The sequence below is a fragment of the Pseudomonas sp. QS1027 genome (assembly GCF_002814235.1).
Taxonomy (GTDB): Bacteria; Pseudomonadota; Gammaproteobacteria; order Pseudomonadales; family Pseudomonadaceae; genus Aquipseudomonas.
In genome coordinates this window covers 78,170-95,756 of sequence record NZ_PHSU01000033.1, presented here as the reverse complement: position 1 = coordinate 95,756, position 17,587 = coordinate 78,170, and the positions used below count along the sequence as shown (strand labels likewise).

Annotated in this window: 14 protein-coding genes; 6 read left to right on the top strand and 8 right to left on the bottom strand. The window is 61.5% G+C overall.

Translation table 11 applies throughout. The features are described from left to right. Positions 1-4: 4 nt before the first annotated feature. From CWE01_RS27285 to CWE01_RS27265, 5 genes are all read right to left on the bottom strand, one after another. Complete coding sequence (locus CWE01_RS27285) at positions 5-382, bottom strand: response regulator (RefSeq protein ID WP_100943665.1); 378 nt, start codon at positions 380-382, stop codon at positions 5-7. 77 nt (positions 383-459) lie between these two features. After that, complete coding sequence (locus CWE01_RS27280; RefSeq protein ID WP_100943664.1) at positions 460-1,641, bottom strand: hybrid sensor histidine kinase/response regulator; 1,182 nt, start codon at positions 1,639-1,641, stop codon at positions 460-462. Then, entirely contained in the window at positions 1,635-2,240 is a 606-nt protein-coding gene (locus tag CWE01_RS27275; protein WP_100943663.1) for a chemotaxis protein CheB, read from the bottom strand. Before CWE01_RS27275 ends, CWE01_RS27280 begins: the two co-directional genes overlap by 7 nt. Next, complete coding sequence (locus CWE01_RS27270) at positions 2,237-3,052, bottom strand: protein-glutamate O-methyltransferase CheR (RefSeq protein ID WP_100943662.1); 816 nt, start codon at positions 3,050-3,052, stop codon at positions 2,237-2,239. The genes CWE01_RS27275 and CWE01_RS27270 overlap by 4 nt, the downstream gene beginning before the upstream one ends. Beyond that, positions 3,052-6,546, bottom strand: a complete 3,495-nt coding sequence (locus tag CWE01_RS27265) for a response regulator (RefSeq protein ID WP_100943661.1) — start codon at positions 6,544-6,546, stop codon at positions 3,052-3,054. Before CWE01_RS27265 ends, CWE01_RS27270 begins: the two co-directional genes overlap by 1 nt. A gap of 263 nt (positions 6,547-6,809) precedes the next feature. Between CWE01_RS27265 and CWE01_RS27260 the strand changes: the two genes are divergently transcribed. The 4 genes from CWE01_RS27260 (at position 6,810) to CWE01_RS27245 (ending at position 8,912) form a co-directional block, all read left to right on the top strand. After that, positions 6,810-7,166: a response regulator gene (locus CWE01_RS27260; protein ID WP_100943660.1), complete on the top strand. Its 357-nt coding sequence runs from the start codon at positions 6,810-6,812 to the stop codon at positions 7,164-7,166. 68 nt (positions 7,167-7,234) lie between these two features. Continuing rightward, a complete protein-coding gene (locus tag CWE01_RS27255; RefSeq protein WP_100943659.1) occupies positions 7,235-7,660 on the top strand; it encodes a cobalamin biosynthesis protein in 426 nt (141 codons plus the stop codon). A gap of 60 nt (positions 7,661-7,720) precedes the next feature. Further along, the gene (gene cobM, locus CWE01_RS27250; protein WP_100943658.1) at positions 7,721-8,467 is read left to right on the top strand and encodes a precorrin-4 C(11)-methyltransferase; all 747 of its coding nucleotides are present in this window, start codon (positions 7,721-7,723) and stop codon (positions 8,465-8,467) included. 19 nt (positions 8,468-8,486) lie between these two features. After that, positions 8,487-8,912 carry an NUDIX hydrolase gene (locus tag CWE01_RS27245; RefSeq protein WP_100943657.1) on the top strand — a complete coding sequence of 142 codons (426 nt, stop codon included), beginning with the start codon at positions 8,487-8,489 and terminating at the stop codon, positions 8,910-8,912. A 78-nt stretch (positions 8,913-8,990) separates the two neighbouring features. Here CWE01_RS27245 and nfuA read toward each other — a convergent pair whose 3' ends face one another. Both nfuA and CWE01_RS27235 read right to left on the bottom strand, forming a co-directional pair. Further along, a complete protein-coding gene (nfuA, locus tag CWE01_RS27240) occupies positions 8,991-9,575 on the bottom strand; it encodes a Fe-S biogenesis protein NfuA (RefSeq protein WP_100943656.1) in 585 nt (194 codons plus the stop codon). 57 nt (positions 9,576-9,632) lie between these two features. Continuing rightward, positions 9,633-10,511: an EamA family transporter gene (locus CWE01_RS27235; RefSeq protein ID WP_100943655.1), complete on the bottom strand. Its 879-nt coding sequence runs from the start codon at positions 10,509-10,511 to the stop codon at positions 9,633-9,635. A 115-nt stretch (positions 10,512-10,626) separates the two neighbouring features. Between CWE01_RS27235 and CWE01_RS27230 the strand changes: the two genes are divergently transcribed. Then, the gene (locus tag CWE01_RS27230; RefSeq protein ID WP_100943654.1) at positions 10,627-11,391 is read left to right on the top strand and encodes a helix-turn-helix domain-containing protein; all 765 of its coding nucleotides are present in this window, start codon (positions 10,627-10,629) and stop codon (positions 11,389-11,391) included. 9 nt (positions 11,392-11,400) lie between these two features. On the opposite strand, the gene CWE01_RS27225 is transcribed toward CWE01_RS27230, so the two are convergent. After that, positions 11,401-13,692 (bottom strand): fatty acid cis/trans isomerase, encoded by a 2,292-nt coding sequence (locus tag CWE01_RS27225; protein WP_100943653.1) that lies wholly within the window; start codon positions 13,690-13,692, stop codon positions 11,401-11,403. Positions 13,693-13,846: 154 nt separating this feature from the next. On the opposite strand from CWE01_RS27225, the gene metH reads away from it, so the two are divergent. After that, on the top strand, positions 13,847-17,557 hold the full coding sequence (metH, locus tag CWE01_RS27220; protein ID WP_100943652.1) for a methionine synthase: 3,711 nt from the start codon (positions 13,847-13,849) through the stop codon (positions 17,555-17,557). Positions 17,558-17,587: the final 30 nt, after the last annotated feature.

The window sequence follows — 17,587 nt, the reverse complement described above, 5'->3', positions numbered from 1 at the left end:
AGGGTCAGGCCAGCAGCTTGCGGATCTGCTCCTGCAGGACATCCAGGTCGAACGGTTTGGCCAGGATCGGCGCGCTCTGGGCGATGGGGCTGTTCGACTCACGGATTTCCGCCGGATAACCACTGATAAAGATCACCTTGAGGTCCGGACGCAGCTTGACCGCAGGCTCCGCGATCTCGACCCCGGAAATGCCGCCGGGCAAACGAAAATCGGTGATCATCAGGTCCAGGTTGGGTTTGCTCGCCAGGATCGAGAACGCCTGTTCGCCGTTTTCCGCTTGCAGTACCCGATAGCCCTCGCTGGAGAGATAAGCCGAAAGGACCATCAGGATCGAGGCATCGTCCTCGACGATCAATACGACGTCTTGTGCATCTTCACTCATGGGAAGCCTTTATTCTTGAAATTGCTGCCAATACGACCATCGGCTCAGCCAGAGGTTGCGTCTGATGTCGGCTTTTCCTACAAGGGCAGGCAAACGCAGAACGAGGCCCCTTCGCCAAGGGTACTCTCGACAGTGATACGACCACCATGGGCCGCGACAATCTGCTCGGAAATAAACAGGCCCAGGCCCAACCCGCTGGCGGCATGACTGCCGGAGACCCGCTCGAACTGCTGGAAAATCCGCGCCTGGTCATTTTCGCTGATGCCGATGCCGCGGTCACGCACTTCGACCCGTGCCTCGTCCCCGTGGCGGTACACACCCACCTCGATCGGGCTTTTGGCGCCGTAGCGCAAGGCGTTGGTCAGCAGGTTGGAGATCACCTGCTCGATGCGGAACTCGTCCCATTCGCCTTCCAGTGACGTCTCGCCCGAATAGCTGATCGTCGACTCGGCCGCGGCCACCTGCGGGGCGAAGTTCTCCAGCAGCCTGGCCACCAGGTGCACCAGGTCCAGGCGTACGGGGCGGATCGACAGCTTGCCGGTGCGAATACGCGAGACATCGAGCATGTCTTCGATCAGCCGAATCAGGCTCTGGATCTGCCGCTCGTCCCGCGCGACCATGTTGCGCATCTTGTCCAGGCTGAAGGCATCGGCATTGTCCCGGGCCAGGTGCATCTTGCGCAACTGGGTCTCCAGGATCAGCCCGTTGAGTGGCGTGCGAACCTCGTGGGAGACGATCGACATGAAGTCATCACGCATGCGCACGGCATGCTGCAACTCTTCCTGGGTCACCTGCAGCTTGCGCAGCAGTAACTCCTGCTCGCGGCGACTTTGCTCCAGGGCCTCGACATGCAGCTTCATCGCCTTGCTCTGCCGGTAGAGCTCGACAAAGATGCTGACCTTGCTCTTCACCGCGTGGGTGTCGAGGGGCTTGTGCAAAAAGTCCACCGCCCCGCTCTCGTAGCCTTTGAAGGCATAATTGCGCTCACGGCCGGCGGCACTGACGAAGACGATGGGAATATTCTTGGTCTTTTCGGTGCCACGCATCAGCTCGGCCAGTTGGAAACCGTCCATGCCCGGCATCTGCACATCGAGAATGGCCATGGCGAATTCGTGCTGCAGCAGCAGCGACAGCGCCTCATCCGCCGAGAGCGCCTTGTAGACAAGGCGGTCCTCGCGCTTGATCAGCGCTTCCAGCGCCAGCAGATTCTCCGGCAGATCGTCAACGATCAGCAGTTTGGCCTGGATAGTATTCAACATGTGATTCGTTCCAGCTCGACAAGCAGGCGGCCAATGCCCTGCAAAGAAAGAAGGTAGTCCGGCTGGTGCAATGCCAACGCGGCTTCGGGCATGGTCGCGACCCGGGCGTCATTCGGGTCCTGCACCACGGTCAAGCCGCCCTGGCGCTGGATCTGTACCAGACCCGCGGCGCCATCCTGATTGGCGCCGGTCAAGAGTATGCCCATCAGTCGCGAACCGTAAGCGTCCGCCGCCGAAGCAAAGAGATAATCGATCGAGGGCCGGGAATAATGCACCCGCTCTTCGCGACTGAACGAAAAGCTGCGGTCCTGCTCGATGGACAGGTGATACCCGGGAGCGGCGAAGTACAGGGTGCCCGGCACAATGCTTTCCTTGTCGTCCGCCTCTTTCACCGGCAACGCCAGGCGCCGCCCGAACACTTCGGCCAACTGGCTGCGGTGCCCGTCCGGCATATGCAGGACGATCACCACCGGCAGGCTGAAGCGCGCCGTCAGCGCGCCGAACACAGTCATCAGGGCCTCGACGCCACCCGCCGAAGCCCCCACCACGACCGCTTCGACTCGCTGGCGGTCGGTGCTTTGCAGTAACGGGTCGCTCATGATTTACGGTAGATCCGTTCTTGTTTGACCAATGCCTCGAACCGCTTGCCATAGGCTGAAAAATCCAGCGTCTCCTTGCTGCCCAGCACCAGGAAGCCCCGATGGCACAACGACTCATGGAACAGCCCAAAGGCTCGATCCTGAAGCTTTTTATTGAAATAAATCAATACGTTACGACAAGAAATAAGCTGTGTTTCAGAGAATACACTATCCGTCGCCAGGCTGTGATCGGCAAAGGTCACGTTTTCCCGTAAGGTCTTGTCGAAAATCGCGTAGCCGTAGGCCGAGTTGTAATACTCGGCAAAATCGCGCTTGCCGCCAGACGCCCGGTAGTTGTCGGCATAGGTGCGCACATTGTCCAGGGTAAAGATGCCCTGCTTGGCCTTTTCCAGCGAACGGGGGTTGATGTCGGTTGCATAGATGATCGTGCGTTCGAGCAAGCCTTCTTCACGCAACAGGATCGCCATGGAGTACACCTCCTCCCCGGTACTGCACCCGGCGATCCAGATCTTGATCGACGGATAGGTCTTGAGCAGCGGCACCACCTCCTGGCGGATCGCGAGGAAATGGCCGGGATCGCGAAACATCTCGCTGACCGGAATGGTCAGGTACTGGAGCAACTGCATGAACGCCGCCGGATCGTGCAACACCCGCTCCTGCAGTGCCGAGATGGTCGCGCAATCGAGCTGGAGCAAGGCATGTTGGACCCGGCGCTTGACCGAGGCGCCGGAGTAATCGCGAAAATCGTAGCTGTACTTGAGGTAGATCGCCTCGATCAACAACCGCAACTCGATGTCGGTACTGCGCTCCACTAGATCCGTTCCATCTTCGGTAGCCACACACGGATCAACGAGAACAGTCGATCCAGGTCAATCGGCTTGGCCAGGTAGTCATTGGAGCCGGCCTGCAGGCAGCGCTCCTGGTCGTCCTTCATCGCCTTGGCCGTGACCGCAATGATCGGCAGCTTGCGCCAGCGCGGGTCCTTGCGGATTTCCAGCGTGGCTTCGTAACCATCCATCTCGGGCATCATCACATCCATCAACACCAGGTCGATGTCCTCCACTTCGTTGAGTCGCTGGATCGCCTCGCGACCATTACGACCGATTTCGACAATCGCGCCCTTGTGCTCCAGCGCGCTGGTCAAGGCAAAGATATTGCGCACATCGTCGTCCACCAGCAGGATCTTGCGCCCTTCGAACACCTTGTCGCGGCTGCGGGCGGTCTTGAGCATGCGCTGTCTTTCATGGGACAGCTGCGATTCGACTTTGTGCAGAAAGAGTGTCACTTCATCGAGCAGGCGCTCCGGCGAACGCGCGCCCTTGATGATGATCGAGCGCGAATACTTGTGCAGCTCGGCCTCTTCGTCCCGGGTCAGGTTGCGCCCGGTATAGACGATCACCGGCGGAAAGGCGCGGATGTCTTCGGTGGACATGCGCCGCAGCAGTTCGTTGCCGAGCATGTCCGGCAACTTGAGGTCGATGATCATGCAGTCGAAGACATTGGTGCGCAGCAGATCGAGGGCCTCCTGGGCGAACCCCACGGCGGTGATCTCGATATCGTCGTCGCCGATCAGGCGGGCGATGCTGTCGCGTTGCAGGTCGTCGTCCTCCACCAGCAGCACGCGCTTGAGCTTCTGGGTCAGCTTGGCCTCCAGGCGCGTGAAGATCTCCTTGAGTTCGTCGCGGGTGGTCGGCTTGAGCGCATAGCCCATGGCGCCCATGTGCATGGCGGCCTCGACACGGTCCTCCACGGAAATCACATGCACCGGTATATGTCGGGTCGGCGCCTGTTCCTTGAGGCGCTGCAACACCGTCAGGCCGGAGTGATCCGGCAGGCGCATGTCCAGCAGGATCGCGTCGGGAATGAACTCGGCGGCGAGCTCAAAGCCCTCGTCCGCGCCATGGGCCACCAGGCACTGGTAGCCCAGCTCATGGGCCAGGTCGTAGAGAATCTGGGCAAACTTCTGCTCATCTTCGATCACCAGAATACAGCGAGTGGTGAACGGGCCTTTTTCACGGTCATCGGCAAAGCGCTGGATCGGCGCTTCCACCACCACCGGCGGCAGCTTGCGCGGCGGGTCCAGGGACTCCAGCGGTGCCGGGGGCGCCACCACCGGCGCGGGGCCGACGCCGTCGCGGCGTTCCACATACCGCTCTGGCATCACCAGGGTAAAGACGCTGCCTTGGCCGGGCTGACTGGCCACATTGATGGAGCCGCCGAGCAGCGCCGCCAGGTCGCGGGAAATCGACAAGCCGAGGCCGGTGCCGCCATAACGGCGGTTGGTGGTGCCGTCCGCCTGGCGAAACGCCTCGAAAATGCTCTCGTGCTGTTCGGCGGCGATCCCGATGCCGGAGTCGCGGACGGCAAAGGCGATACCGACACCGGGCTGGCGCGACACGCTCAGGCTGACCCGGCCGGTCTCGGTGAACTTGATGGCATTGGACAACAGGTTCTTCAACACCTGCTCCAGACGCTGGCGGTCGGTGAACAGCGTCGTCGGCAGGTCGCCGCGCAACTCGACCTCGAACCCCAGCTGTTTGTCGCTGGCCAGTGGCAGGAACATGTTCCGCAGCCCTTCCACCAGGCGTTCGATGCTGGTGTTTTCCGGGCGTACCTCCAGCTTGCCGGCCTCGACCTTGGAGATATCGAGAATGTCGTTGATCAGGTTGAGCAGGTCGTTGCCGGCGCTATAGATCGATTCGGCGAACTTGACCTGTTCCGCCGTGAGGTTGTCCTCGGGGTTCTCCGCCAGCAGCTTGGACAGGATCAGCGAACTGTTGAGCGGCGTGCGCAGCTCGTGGGACATGTTGGCAAGGAATTCGGACTTGTACTTGCTCGAGCGTTGCAGCTCCTCGGCGCGCTCCTCGAGCTGGACCTGGGCCAGGTTCAACTGATTGTTCTTGAGGTCCATCGCATCACGCTGCTCGGCCAGGGCCTGGGCCTGCTCGGCCAACTGCTCGTTGGTCTGCTCGAGTTCGCTCTGCTGGCTTTCCAGGTGAACCTGGGATTCCTTGAGCACCTGGGACTGCTCTTCCAGTTCTTCGTTGGCGGTCTTGAGCTCTTCCTGCTGGACCTGCAGCTCTTCGTTGAGCTGCTGGGTCTCGGCCAGCACTTCCTGCAAGCGCTGGCGGTAACGCGCGGCCTCGATGGAGGTGCCGATATTGTCAGCGATCAGTTCCAGCAGTTCGACGTCACGTTCGTTCAGGGGGCGCAGGAAACCCAGCTCGATCACCCCGTTGACCCGATCGTCGTTGGTGGTCGGTACCACCAGCACACTGCGTGGCGAGCCCTCGCCCAGGCCAGAGCTGACCTTGAAGTAATCCACCGGTACTTCGTCCAGGCGGATCAGGCGGCCTTGGCCCGCAGCCTGGCCGACCAGGCCTTCATCGTTGAAGATCGCCTGTTCCTGCTGATCCTGCTCGCGGGAAAAACCATAGCTGGCGACACGGGTCAGGCCGCCATGCTCCTCGCGGACATACAATGCCGCCACTGCAACGCCCATGTACTGGGCACAGAATTGCAGGATATTGCGCCCCAGCAATTGGAGAGTCAGTTGGCCAAGCACCTGCTCGGCCAGTTCAGTCTGGCCGCTACGTAGCCAGGCTTGCTGTTCCAGGCGCTCCGCACTCTTGAGTTGTGCCGCGAAATTTTTTGCATAGCTATTTGAGAGTGTTAACAGATCACGTCGACCAATAAAGGCCAGCAAGGCACTCAAACCCAATACGAAGGTGAGATAGAGGCCGATGACCCAGACGGTGGTGCGACTCACGGTTTCATTGCGTGCCAGACGCAGTTGCTGCTCCATGTCGACCGCGTTTTCGAATTCGTTGCGAATCTCGTCGCTCAGACGCTTGCCGCGTCCGGCCTTGATCGCCGCCTTGTAGTCGCCACTCGCACGCTGCAGATCGATCATCGCCTGCGCGTACTCGGTCCAGGCGCCCTGCAAGGCTTCGATACGCTTGAAGCGGTCCACTTGCTGCGGGTTATCCGCCACCAGTTCCTGCAAGCCGCGCAGGTCGGCAATGATCTTCGGCTTGGCGACTTCGTAGGGATCGAGGAAATGCTCGTCACCGGTGATCAGGAAACCGCGCATCCCGGTTTCCAGATCCACCGACAGTTTCATCGCATCGTTGGTATTGTTGATCACCCGGTCGGTATGCTCGACCCACTGGATCACCGACAGCAGATAGGTGATCAGCGAGACGAAAAAGATCGCGCTGAGGACCCCGACGCCCAAGGGCAGGCTGATGTTGCGGCTCAATAACTTGCGAAAGCTTTGTTCATCCACCGAAGACGACGAATTCATTTCAGGGCCCGGATTAAAGTTATTGATTATCAAGGAGTCTGCCGTATGTACGAATAAAAGACTGCCTTTTTTCTCACAGCTTAGAATGCAATTTCCCAGGCCGCACTGCCGTGACGTGATGACGGACCTTAGCCTATCATCTTGTACACTTGGCTTTTTTTGTACAAGCACGGGAACTTGTCCGGCCTGGCGGCTTACTGATGCAGGAAGCCGCGCGTTTCAGCGACCTTGATCCACCCTCCATTTTTTCGGGATGTACCCTTATGTCAGCAGTCACCTCCACCATCCTTGTCGTCGAAGACGATGCCATCGTGCGCATGCTGATCGTCGATGTCCTGGAGGAACTGGAGTTCAATGTCCTCGAGGCCGACGGCAGCGACACGGCCCTGGATATTCTCAGGCAGGCCGATACCCGTATCGATCTGCTGATGACCGATGTCGGACTGCCCGAAATGGATGGCCGCGAATTGGCCAAGGTCGCCTGCCAGCTGCGCCCGGGACTGCCGGTCCTGTTTGCCAGCGGCTATGCCGAAAGCATCGAGCTGGCGCCTGGCATGCAGGTGATCGGCAAGCCCTTCTCCATAGATCAGCTGAGACTCAAGATCAAAAGCATTCTATAAACCAATGATTTACATCAAAAATATATTCCATAACTCACTTGAGCTTCGCAATCCCCCGAGCCCCATTCATGACTGAAACCCAGACAGCGCCGATACTTGCGATTGGCCTCGGCTGCCGCCAGGGCTGCAGCGCCTCGACCTTGCTGGGGTTGCTGGAGCAGTCGTTGCAGGCCCACGGGATCGAGCTCAAGGCGATCAAGGGACTGGCGAGCATTGATGGAAAGAAGACCGAGCCGGGATTGCTCGAGCTCGCACAGCGCCTGAACCTGCCACTGGTGTTCTTCAGCGCGGCCGAGTTGGCAGCTTACGAAACACGTCTGAGCCATCGTTCCCGCCCGGCCTTCGAGCAGACCGGCTGCCATGGCGTTGCCGAAAGTGCCGCGCTGGCCCTGGCCGAACAGTTGGGACAAGCCCGTGCGAATCTGCTGGTTTCACGCCAGAAGAACCCCATGGCGACCTTTGCACTGGCCTGGACCGGGCAAAACCCTCGATAATCCCCTCTCCTGCATGAACATTGTTCATGTGAGGCCTTGTACAGCCGTTCAGAGAGTGTCATGACCGTCTATTTCATCGGCGCCGGCCCCGGCGACCCGGAACTCATTACCGTCAAGGGCCAACGCCTGATCCGCAGTTGCCCGGTAATCATCTATGCCGGCTCCCTGGTACCTGAAGCCGTCCTGCAAGGCCACTGCGCCAGCCAGGTGGTCAACAGCGCCGAATTGCACCTGGAACAGATCATCGACCTGATCAAGGCCGCCGACGCCCTGGGCCAGGATGTGGCGCGGGTGCATTCGGGGGATCCGTCGCTCTACGGCGCCATCGGCGAACAGATCCGCCCCCTGCGCGAACTGGGCATCGCCTGTGAAATCGTCCCCGGCGTGACCGCGACCGCCGCCTGCGCGGCCTTGCTCGGCGCCGAGCTGACGCTGCCGGATATTTCCCAAAGCGTGATCCTGACCCGTTATGCCGACAAGACCGCGATGCCGGCCGGCGAAGAGTTGGCCAGCCTGGCCCAGCACCAGGCAACCATGGCGATTCACCTGGGGGTCAAGCACCTGGCTAAAATCATCGAAGAGCTGCTGCCGCATTACGGCGCGGACTGCCCGATCGCGGTGATCCATCGCGCGACCTGGCCCGATCAGGACTGGGTGCAAGGGACGCTCGCGGATATTCTGGCCAAGGTCGAAGCCAAGGGCTTTCGTCGCACGGCCTTGATCCTGGTGGGACGCGTTTTGGGCAGCGACCACTTCAGCGAGTCTTCGCTGTATCGGGCCGGCCATGCCCACCTTTATCGACCGTGATCACCCGGGGGATAACCCGATGTCCGAACCATTGTTCTCCGGCGCCAAGCTGGCCCTGCTCTGCGGCGATGAGCTGCTGACCTATCTGCGTGACATGAAGGACAGCATTCCCTATCCCGGGCACTGGGACTTTGCCGGCGGCGGTCGTGAGGGCGAGGAAACCCCGAGCGAATGCGCGTTGCGGGAGCTGGACGAGGAGTTTTCCCTGCGTATCGGCGCTGAGCGCATCGAATGGGCGCGGCGTTATCCCAGTGTCACCCAACCCAATACCCATTCGTGGTTTCTGGTGGGGCAACTGAGCCGCGAGGAAATCGAGGCGATCCGGTTTGGTGACGAAGGCCAGTATTGGCGAATGATGTCGATTGCCGAGTATCTGGAGCACCCGCTGGGTGTGCCTTATCTGCAGGAGCGCTTGCGTGATTACCTGGAGAATACAGCCCGCTGAATCGCCTCCATAAAAAAACGGTGCTCACGGGCACCGTTTTTTATCCAACCGGACGCAGCGAACGCCCTGCTACCGAACTCAGTAGTAGGCGTTTTCTTTCTGCGTATGGTCAGTGACATCACGTACGCCCTTGAGCTCGGGAATCCGCTCGAGCAAGGTACGCTCGATGCCTTCGCGCAAGGTCACGTCGGCCTGGCCGCAGCCCTGGCAACCGCCACCGAACTGCAACACGGCAATGCCGTCTTCAACCACCTCGATCAGGCTGACCTGACCGCCGTGGCTGGCCAGCCCCGGGTTGATTTCGGTTTGCAGGTAGTAGTTGATACGCTCGTTGACCGGGCTGTCGGCATTGACCATCGGCACCTTGGCGTTTGGCGCCTTGATGGTCAGCTGGCCGCCCATACGGTCGGTGGCGTAATCGACCACGGCATCATCGAGGAAGGCTTCGCTGAAGGAATCGATCCACGCGGTGAAGCTTTTCAGCCCCAGCGCGGTGTCTTCAGGCTTTTCTTCACCCGGCTTGCAGTAGGCAATGCAGGTTTCGGCGTACTGGGTACCCGGCTGGGTAATGAAAACGCGGATGCCGATCCCCGGGGTGTTCTGCTTCGACAGCAGATCAGCCAGATAATCGTGGGCAGCATCGGTAATGGTTATGGCGCTCATGGAATCTCCTCACAGACTTGCCGCCAGTTTACGCCAATCGGGCCGCCGGACAAAGTCCTAGTATTTTTGTCGGGAAAGCAGCGGTCGCCAGCGGATCGCCCCCACCAGCAATGCCGAGAAAATCAGCGCACTGGCGATCCAGCCCGCCGGGCTCGGCCAGGCGCCGAGCAGCAGCATCGAGCCGAGGATGGCAAATACCGGAATCAACAGGGACAGTGGCGCTACCCGCGACAGCGGATACTCGCGCAACAGCAGATTCCAGCCCCAATAACACAGGTGTGTAGCGCCGTAGACCTGGAATGCCAGGGATAACAACAGGCCCGGGCCCAACTGATCCGGCAGTGCGACAAAGGGCGCCGCGCCATGCTTGAGCCAGGTGAGCAGGAACAGCGGCAGCGGCGCGAACAGGCTGGCCCAGACCACGAAGGCAAACACCTCTTTGACCCGGGACAGCTTGATCAGCACATTGCCCAGGCTCCAGGCGACGGCGCTGAGCACGATCAGCAGCAACCCGGCCCGGCTCTCGCCCGCCGGGTTGTCGCGCAACACGCAGGCCAGGCCCACGGCCGCCAGCAGCGCGCCGAGCAGTTGAGGCCGGCTCAACGACTCGCGAAACAGCAGCACGCCCCAGCCCAGGGTGAAGAAGGCACTGGTCTGGATCAGCAACGCCGCCGTTCCGGGGGGAACCCCCAGGCTGATGCCGAAATTGATCAGCCCCCACATGGCGACCCCGAAAATCATCCCGTACGCGGCGATCCAGGACATCGCCACTTGTGGCCGGCGAATGAAAAACACCCATGGCAGAGCGGCCAGGGTAAAGCGCAGCGCCGTCAGCAGCAGCGGGTCGATATGGCTCAAGCCCAGCTTGGTGATGGGGAAGTTCAAGCCCCAGACAGCCGTGACCAGCACGGCGAGCAACAGGTGTTTTTTCTGCATGGCAAAGATCCGAAGGGTCAGGCCCGGCGATACGACTCGCCGGTACCCGATTACTTTGCCGTTGCAAGTGATGGCCCGCTTGCAATTGAAGGTCAATTCAAATTAAAAATGGGCCATGCCTATTTTCACCGCCGACTTTTATCCAAGCACCTCATGCGAAGTGGTCGTCACCCGCCACGACTACGCCGACGGCCGGGGCTTCGACCACCATCGCCACGAACGCGGTCAGTTCGCCTATGCGGCGTGCGGGGTCATCACGGTCTTTACCGACCAGGGCGACTGGGTCGTGCCGCCGGGTCGCGCCATCTGGGTTCCGGCCGGGCTCCCACATGCCATGTGCATGCGCGGCCCGGTGACCATGCTCAACGCCTATGTCCTACCGACCGCCCAGCAACGCCTGGCGCTGGCCGAAGACTGCCAGGTACTGGGGGTTTCCGAGCTGCTGCGGCAGTTGCTTGAGCAGGCGGCGCAGGTCCCGACCGCCCTCGGCGAGCGCGATGAGTACCTGCTGGGCCTGTTGCTCCACGAGATCGCCCGGATGCCCAAGCTGGCACTGAACGCCCCGCTCCCCAGGGAGCCGCGCCTGGCGAAGATCTGCCGTCGGCTGCTGGACCAGCCGTCCCTGGAAATCGCTATCGACGAGATGGCCCAAGACGCAGGCATGAGCCGGCGCACCTTCACCCGGCTGTTCCGCCAGCACACCGGTGTCAGCTTCGTCGAATGGCGCCAACAGGCCTGCCTGCTGGCGGCGATCGTCCGCCTGGGCAACGGCGAGTCGGTGACGCGGGTGGCCACGGAACTCGGCTACAGCAGTCCGAGCGCCTTTGCCACGGTATTCCGCCGCGCGCTGGGCGAATCCCCCAGTCGCTATTTCCAGTGACCCCGACCCTCAAAGGTTCTCGTAGCGGTTCATATCCAGCACACCCGCGTTGACCGGGTCGGTTTCCTTCAGATAGGTCGTCAGGTCATGGAAATACTGCCAGAACAGCGGATGACTGCGACGAATCCCCCAGCGCTGGACGATCTGCTCGAACCCGGCGGCGTCCTTGGCCTGCTCCATGGCGTCGACAAACGCCGGCACTTGATCGGCCGGAACATTGAACATGAAGTTCGGGTAGCTGCTCAGCACGCCCGGGTAAATGGTCAAGGTATCCAGGCCCGGCTGATAGCGATAAGCCTCGCCCAACATAAAGGCCACATTGCTGTGGGCACGGTTGCGCAGCAGGCTGTAGATCTCGCGCTTGCCGTCGCGGGTCTCGATGCGCAGCATCGTCGCTTCCGGCAACTGGTCGATGACCTTGAGCCCGGCCGCCGGGCGCGAGGTCAGGCGACTCAGGGACTGTTCGGCCTCCTGCAATCCCGGGGTGATATTCGGCCGTGAACAGTAGGCGCCGTCACAGCGATTGATCGGGTCCGGATGGGCATTGAGATCGCCATAGCGCAGCAGCAACTGCCGGGCGAAGTCGCGCTTGGGGTCCTTTTCATCGAGTTTCAGGGCACTCGGCTTGCTGTCGTCGATACGCTCATAGTCCAGCCACATCTTGATCTTGCCGCTGTTCTGGTACCAGTCGTCGAGATAGGCGTCGCGGGAATCCGCCGGCATCAGGCGCAGGAAATTCTGCTCGGCGCCGTTGCGGATCAGGTCGAAATACAGCCGCGTCTGCGCCTGGTGCGAGACATTGCCGAACACGTCGAAATTCACCGCCAACTGGTAATAGGTGCGCTCCAGCAACGGGTAGTCGAACAGCCACATGGTCTGCGGCACCTCACCGATCAGGCCCTTGCTGACCGTGGCGCTGTCGAAATGACGGAAAATGCTCAGCAGCGCATTGTCGTTGCCGGCCCACAGGCTCGACCAGCTCGGCGCCCGGACATTGGCGTAGGCGTCCCGGCGCAAGGCTTCATACTCGTTGCGCTTGTCGCGATAGGCCAGCCACAGGCTCAGCACGCTGCCGACATCGTCGATCTGCCCGGGCATCGCCAGCAGCGGTGTCGCCGCACCGCGATAACTCGGGTCGGTGATGTACAGGTCATGTTCCGGCGCCTGGAAAAACGCCCAGAAGTTGTCGCGAATCACATCGGTGGCAATCTGCCCGCGACAGACCGGCCCCCGGATAAAGGTATCGACGAAGTACTCGGCGTTATCGAGCATGAACTGATAACGCGCCGCCGCCGGAATCGCCTCGAAGGTCTCGAACGGGTTGGCCCGGCGCCGCGGGCCGTAGCCCGGCAAGGCCGTGACCTGCCAGTTGCCGCTGTAGAACAGGGTCTTGATCCGAGCCATCTTCGCCGCGCTCAGGGCATAGGTGATATGGGTCTTGTGCACGATCACGCCCTGCACCGGCCATAACCGGTAATACACCTGGACGCCCGGGTCATCGTTCGGCCGGCGGGTGTTGATCAGGTCGATGGGCTGGCCGCTCGGCGTGCGCGAACGCACCCATTGGAAGAAGTGCCCCGACTCGCCGCCGTCGAAATAGATGTGCGCGAGGAACCAGTGCTCATAGAGCCAGCGCGCCACCAGGCTTTCCCGCGCCCCCGGGGCGTTGAGCAGGTTTTCCCATTGGGCGATCTGCCACGATTCCTTCGCGTTCGGTGCCAGGGCCTGCTCGTCCATCGGCGCGCCGGAGGCCAGCCAGCGCTGCAGCGTCTGGTACTGCTGGTCGGTCAGCCCGGTCACCGCCAGGGGCATGCCCTCTTTCGGGTGGGCACCGGCATAGGCGTCGAACTCGCCGGGCATCGGGCACATATTCTCGCGGTTCAGGCCCAGCACAATGTCTTCCGGCAGCTTGGCATTGGGCGTCAGCGGCGCCCGATGGCCCAGTTCGAGCATGCGCGCCATCAGCGCCGCCTGGCTGCCCTGGGCATCCAGCACGGAGTAGAACTGCTTCTGCTGCCATTGGCGCGGGGTATGCCCGTCGATATACAGGCGGGTGGGCTCGGAAGCCTCGCTCCGGTCGCCGTTGTACACCGGGATCTTCGAGCCGCCGCGCGCCGCGCCTTCGGCACTGCCCAGATTGAGCTGGCAAGCTGCATCGTAGCAGGCATGGCAGGCCACGCACTTCTCGGTGAAGATCGGTTGAATGTCGCGGGTATAGGAAATCGCCGGAGCCAGACCTTGCGCCTGAGTGACAGCGCTGAGCATTAGCAGTAGGAAAGCGCTGATAAAGCGGTAAGGCATGACCCTGGTCCTGAGAATAAAAAAACGCATCGATTCTACAGGGTCATCGTCCATTCAACATGAGCGATATTCATGCGAAAACCCGGAAGGCTATAAAAGCACACAGGTTTGCTATTATCGCGGCTCTTCTGTATCCGTCTTTCCAGGTAGTCCCATGTCCGATCGCAGTGCTCGCCTACACGCTCTCCAGCAAGCTCTCAAAGAACGCATCCTGATTCTTGATGGCGGCATGGGCACCATGATCCAGAGCTACAAGCTCGGGGAAGAGGACTACCGCGGCAAACGTTTCGCCGACTGGCCCAGCGACGTAAAGGGTAACAACGACCTGTTGGTCATCACCCGTCCGGATGTGATCGGCTCGATCGAGAAGGCCTACCTGGATGCCGGCGCGGACATCCTGGAAACCAACACCTTCAACGCCACCCAGGTGTCCCAGGCCGACTACGGCATGGAAGGGCTGGCCTACGAACTGAACGTGGAAGGCGCGCGCCTGGCGCGCAAGGTGGCCGACGCCAAAACCCTGGAGACCCCGGACAAGCCACGTTTCGTCGCCGGCGTGATCGGCCCGACCAGCCGTACCTGCTCGCTGTCGCCGGACGTGAACAACCCCGGCTACCGCAACGTGACCTTCGACGAACTGGTGGAGAACTACACCGAGGCCACCCGTGGCCTGATCGAAGGCGGCGCCGACCTGATCCTGATCGAGACCATCTTCGACACCCTCAACGCCAAGGCGGCGATCTTCGCCGTGCAAGGCGTGTATGAGGAGCTGGGCTTCGAACTGCCGATCATGATCTCCGGGACCATCACCGATGCCTCCGGCCGGACCCTGTCCGGCCAGACCACCGAAGCCTTCTGGAACTCCGTGGCCCACGCCAAGCCGATCTCGGTGGGCCTGAACTGCGCCCTCGGCGCCAGTGAGTTGCGCCCTTATCTGGAAGAGCTGTCGAACAAGGCCGGCACCCACGTTTCCGCGCACCCCAACGCCGGCCTGCCGAACGAATTCGGCGAGTACGACGAACTGCCGGAAGAAACCGCCAAGGTCATCGAGGAGTTCGCCCAGAGCGGTTTCCTGAACATCGTCGGCGGTTGCTGCGGGACCACCCCGGCGCATATCGGCGCCATCGCCAAGGCCGTTGCCGGTTACGCGCCACGGGCCATCCCGGACATTCCAAAGGCTTGCCGCCTGTCCGGCCTGGAGCCGTTCACCATCGATCGCCAGTCGTTGTTCGTCAACGTCGGCGAGCGGACCAACATCACCGGTTCCGCGCGTTTCGCCCGGTTGATCCGCGAGGACAACTACACCGAAGCCCTTGAAGTCGCCCTGCAGCAGGTGGAAGCCGGCGCCCAGGTGATCGACATCAACATGGACGAGGGCATGCTCGACTCGAAGAAGGCCATGGTCACCTTCCTCAACCTGATCGCCGGCGAGCCTGATATCTCCCGCGTGCCGATCATGATCGACTCCTCCAAGTGGGAAGTGATCGAAGCCGGCCTCAAGTGCATCCAGGGCAAGGGCATCGTCAACTCCATCAGCATGAAGGAAGGCGTCGAGCAGTTCATCCATCACGCCAAACTGTGCAAGCGCTACGGCGCCGCCGTGGTGGTGATGGCCTTCGACGAGGCCGGCCAGGCCGATACCGAAGCGCGCAAGAAGGAAATCTGCAAACGCTCCTACGATATCCTGGTCAACGAAGTCGGCTTCCCGCCGGAAGACATCATCTTCGACCCGAACATCTTCGCCGTCGCCACCGGCATCGAGGAACACAACAACTACGCCGTCGACTTCATCAATGCCTGCGCCTATATCCGTGACGAACTGCCCCATGCACTGACCAGCGGCGGCGTCTCCAACGTGTCGTTCTCGTTCCGCGGCAACAACCCGGTGCGCGAGGCGATCCACTCGGTGTTCCTGCTGTACGCGATCCGCAACGGCCTGAGCATGGGTATCGTCAACGCCGGCCAGCTGGAAATCTACGACCAGATCCCCGCGGAGCTGCGTGACGCCGTCGAGGACGTGGTCCTCAACCGCACCCCGGAAGGCACCGACGCCCTCCTCGCCATCGCCGACAAGTACAAGGGCGACGGCAGTGTCAAGGAAGCCGAGACCGAGGAATGGCGTGGCTGGGCGGTCAACAAGCGCCTGGAACATGCGCTGGTCAAGGGCATCACCACCCACATCGTCGAAGACACCGAAGAGTCGCGCCAGTCCTTCAAGCGCCCGATCGAAGTGATCGAAGGCCCGCTGATGTCCGGCATGAACATCGTCGGCGACCTGTTCGGCGCCGGGAAAATGTTCCTGCCCCAGGTGGTGAAATCCGCCCGGGTGATGAAGCAGGCGGTCGCCCACCTGATCCCGTTCATCGAACTGGAAAAAGGCGACAAACCGGAAGCCAAGGGCAAGATCCTCATGGCCACGGTCAAGGGCGACGTCCACGATATCGGCAAGAACATCGTCGGCGTGGTCCTGGGCTGCAACGGCTACGATATCGTCGACCTCGGCGTGATGGTCCCGGCGGAGAAGATCCTCCAGGTGGCCAAGGAGCAGAAGTGCGACATCATCGGCCTGTCCGGCCTGATCACCCCGTCCCTGGATGAAATGGTCCATGTCGCCCGGGAAATGCAGCGCCAGAACTTCCACCTGCCGTTGATGATCGGTGGTGCGACCACCTCCAAGGCCCACACCGCGGTGAAGATCGAACCGCGCTACAGCAACGATGCGGTGATCTATGTCACCGACGCCTCCCGTGCCGTCGGCGTGGCGACCCAGTTGCTGTCCAAGGAGCTCAAGCCCGCTTTCGTCCAGAAAACCCGCGAGGAATATGTCGAGGTCCGCGAGCGCACCGCCAACCGCAGTGCCCGTACCGAGCGCCTGAGCTACCCGGTGGCTATCGCCAAGAAGCCGCAGTTCGACTGGAGCACCTACCAGCCGGTCAAACCGACCTTCACCGGCAGCCAAGTGCTGGACAATATCGACCTCAAGGTCCTGGCCGAATACATCGACTGGACCCCGTTCTTTATCTCCTGGGACCTGGCCGGCAAATTCCCGCGCATCCTCGAAGACGAAGTGGTCGGCGAAGCCGCGACCGCCCTCTATGCCGATGCCCGGGAAATGCTCGACAAGCTGATCAACGAAAAGCTGATCAGCGCCCGCGCGGTGTTCGGCTTCTGGCCGGCCAACCAGGTGCAGGACGATGACCTGGAAGTCTATGGCGCCGACGGCCAGCCAATAGCCAAGCTGCATCACCTGCGCCAGCAGATCATCAAGACCGACGGCAAGCCGAACTTCTCCCTGGCCGACTTCGTCGCGCCGAAAGACAGCGGCCTCACCGACTACGTGGGCGGCTTTATCACCACCGCCGGGATCGGCGCCGAAGAAGTCGCCAAGGCCTATCAGGACAAGGGCGACGACTACAACTCGATCATGGTCAAGGCCCTCGCCGACCGCCTGGCCGAGGCCTGCGCCGAGTGGCTGCACCAACAGGTGCGGAAAAACTACTGGGGTTATGCCAAGGACGAGCAACTGGACAATGACGCGCTGATCAAGGAGCAGTACAGCGGTATTCGCCCGGCGCCCGGTTATCCGGCCTGCCCCGACCACACCGAGAAAGGCACCCTGTTCGCCCTGCTCGACCCGGCGGCCAGCGAAGGCAAGGCCGGCGACAGCGGCGTGTTCCTCACCGAGCACTACGCGATGTTCCCGGCGGCGGCGGTCAGCGGCTGGTATTTCGCCCATCCGCAGGCGCAGTACTTCGCCGTCGGCAAGATCGACAAGGACCAGGTCGAAAGCTACACCGCGCGCAAGGGCCAGGAGCTGAGCGTCAGTGAACGCTGGCTGGCGCCGAACCTGGGCTACGACAACTGATCCATTGGCTATGCTCTCCACACACAACCT

Excerpts from the sequence above, each read along its gene's own strand:
- CWE01_RS27285 (WP_100943665.1), bottom strand. The coding sequence starts at position 382 with ATGAGTGAAGATGCACAAGACGTCGTATTGATCGTCGAGGACGATGCC.
- CWE01_RS27280 (WP_100943664.1), bottom strand. The coding sequence starts at position 1,641 with ATGTTGAATACTATCCAGGCCAAACTGCTGATCGTTGACGATCTGCCG.
- CWE01_RS27275 (WP_100943663.1), bottom strand. The coding sequence starts at position 2,240 with ATGAGCGACCCGTTACTGCAAAGCACCGACCGCCAGCGAGTCGAAGCG.
- CWE01_RS27265 (WP_100943661.1), bottom strand. The coding sequence starts at position 6,546 with ATGAATTCGTCGTCTTCGGTGGATGAACAAAGCTTTCGCAAGTTATTG.
- CWE01_RS27260 (WP_100943660.1), top strand. The coding sequence starts at position 6,810 with ATGTCAGCAGTCACCTCCACCATCCTTGTCGTCGAAGACGATGCCATC.
- CWE01_RS27255 (WP_100943659.1), top strand. The coding sequence starts at position 7,235 with ATGACTGAAACCCAGACAGCGCCGATACTTGCGATTGGCCTCGGCTGC.
- cobM (WP_100943658.1), top strand. The coding sequence starts at position 7,721 with ATGACCGTCTATTTCATCGGCGCCGGCCCCGGCGACCCGGAACTCATT.
- CWE01_RS27245 (WP_100943657.1), top strand. The coding sequence starts at position 8,487 with ATGTCCGAACCATTGTTCTCCGGCGCCAAGCTGGCCCTGCTCTGCGGC.
- nfuA (WP_100943656.1), bottom strand. The coding sequence starts at position 9,575 with ATGAGCGCCATAACCATTACCGATGCTGCCCACGATTATCTGGCTGAT.
- CWE01_RS27235 (WP_100943655.1), bottom strand. The coding sequence starts at position 10,511 with ATGCAGAAAAAACACCTGTTGCTCGCCGTGCTGGTCACGGCTGTCTGG.
- CWE01_RS27230 (WP_100943654.1), top strand. The coding sequence starts at position 10,627 with ATGCCTATTTTCACCGCCGACTTTTATCCAAGCACCTCATGCGAAGTG.
- CWE01_RS27225 (WP_100943653.1), bottom strand. The coding sequence starts at position 13,692 with ATGCCTTACCGCTTTATCAGCGCTTTCCTACTGCTAATGCTCAGCGCT.
- metH (WP_100943652.1), top strand. The coding sequence starts at position 13,847 with ATGTCCGATCGCAGTGCTCGCCTACACGCTCTCCAGCAAGCTCTCAAA.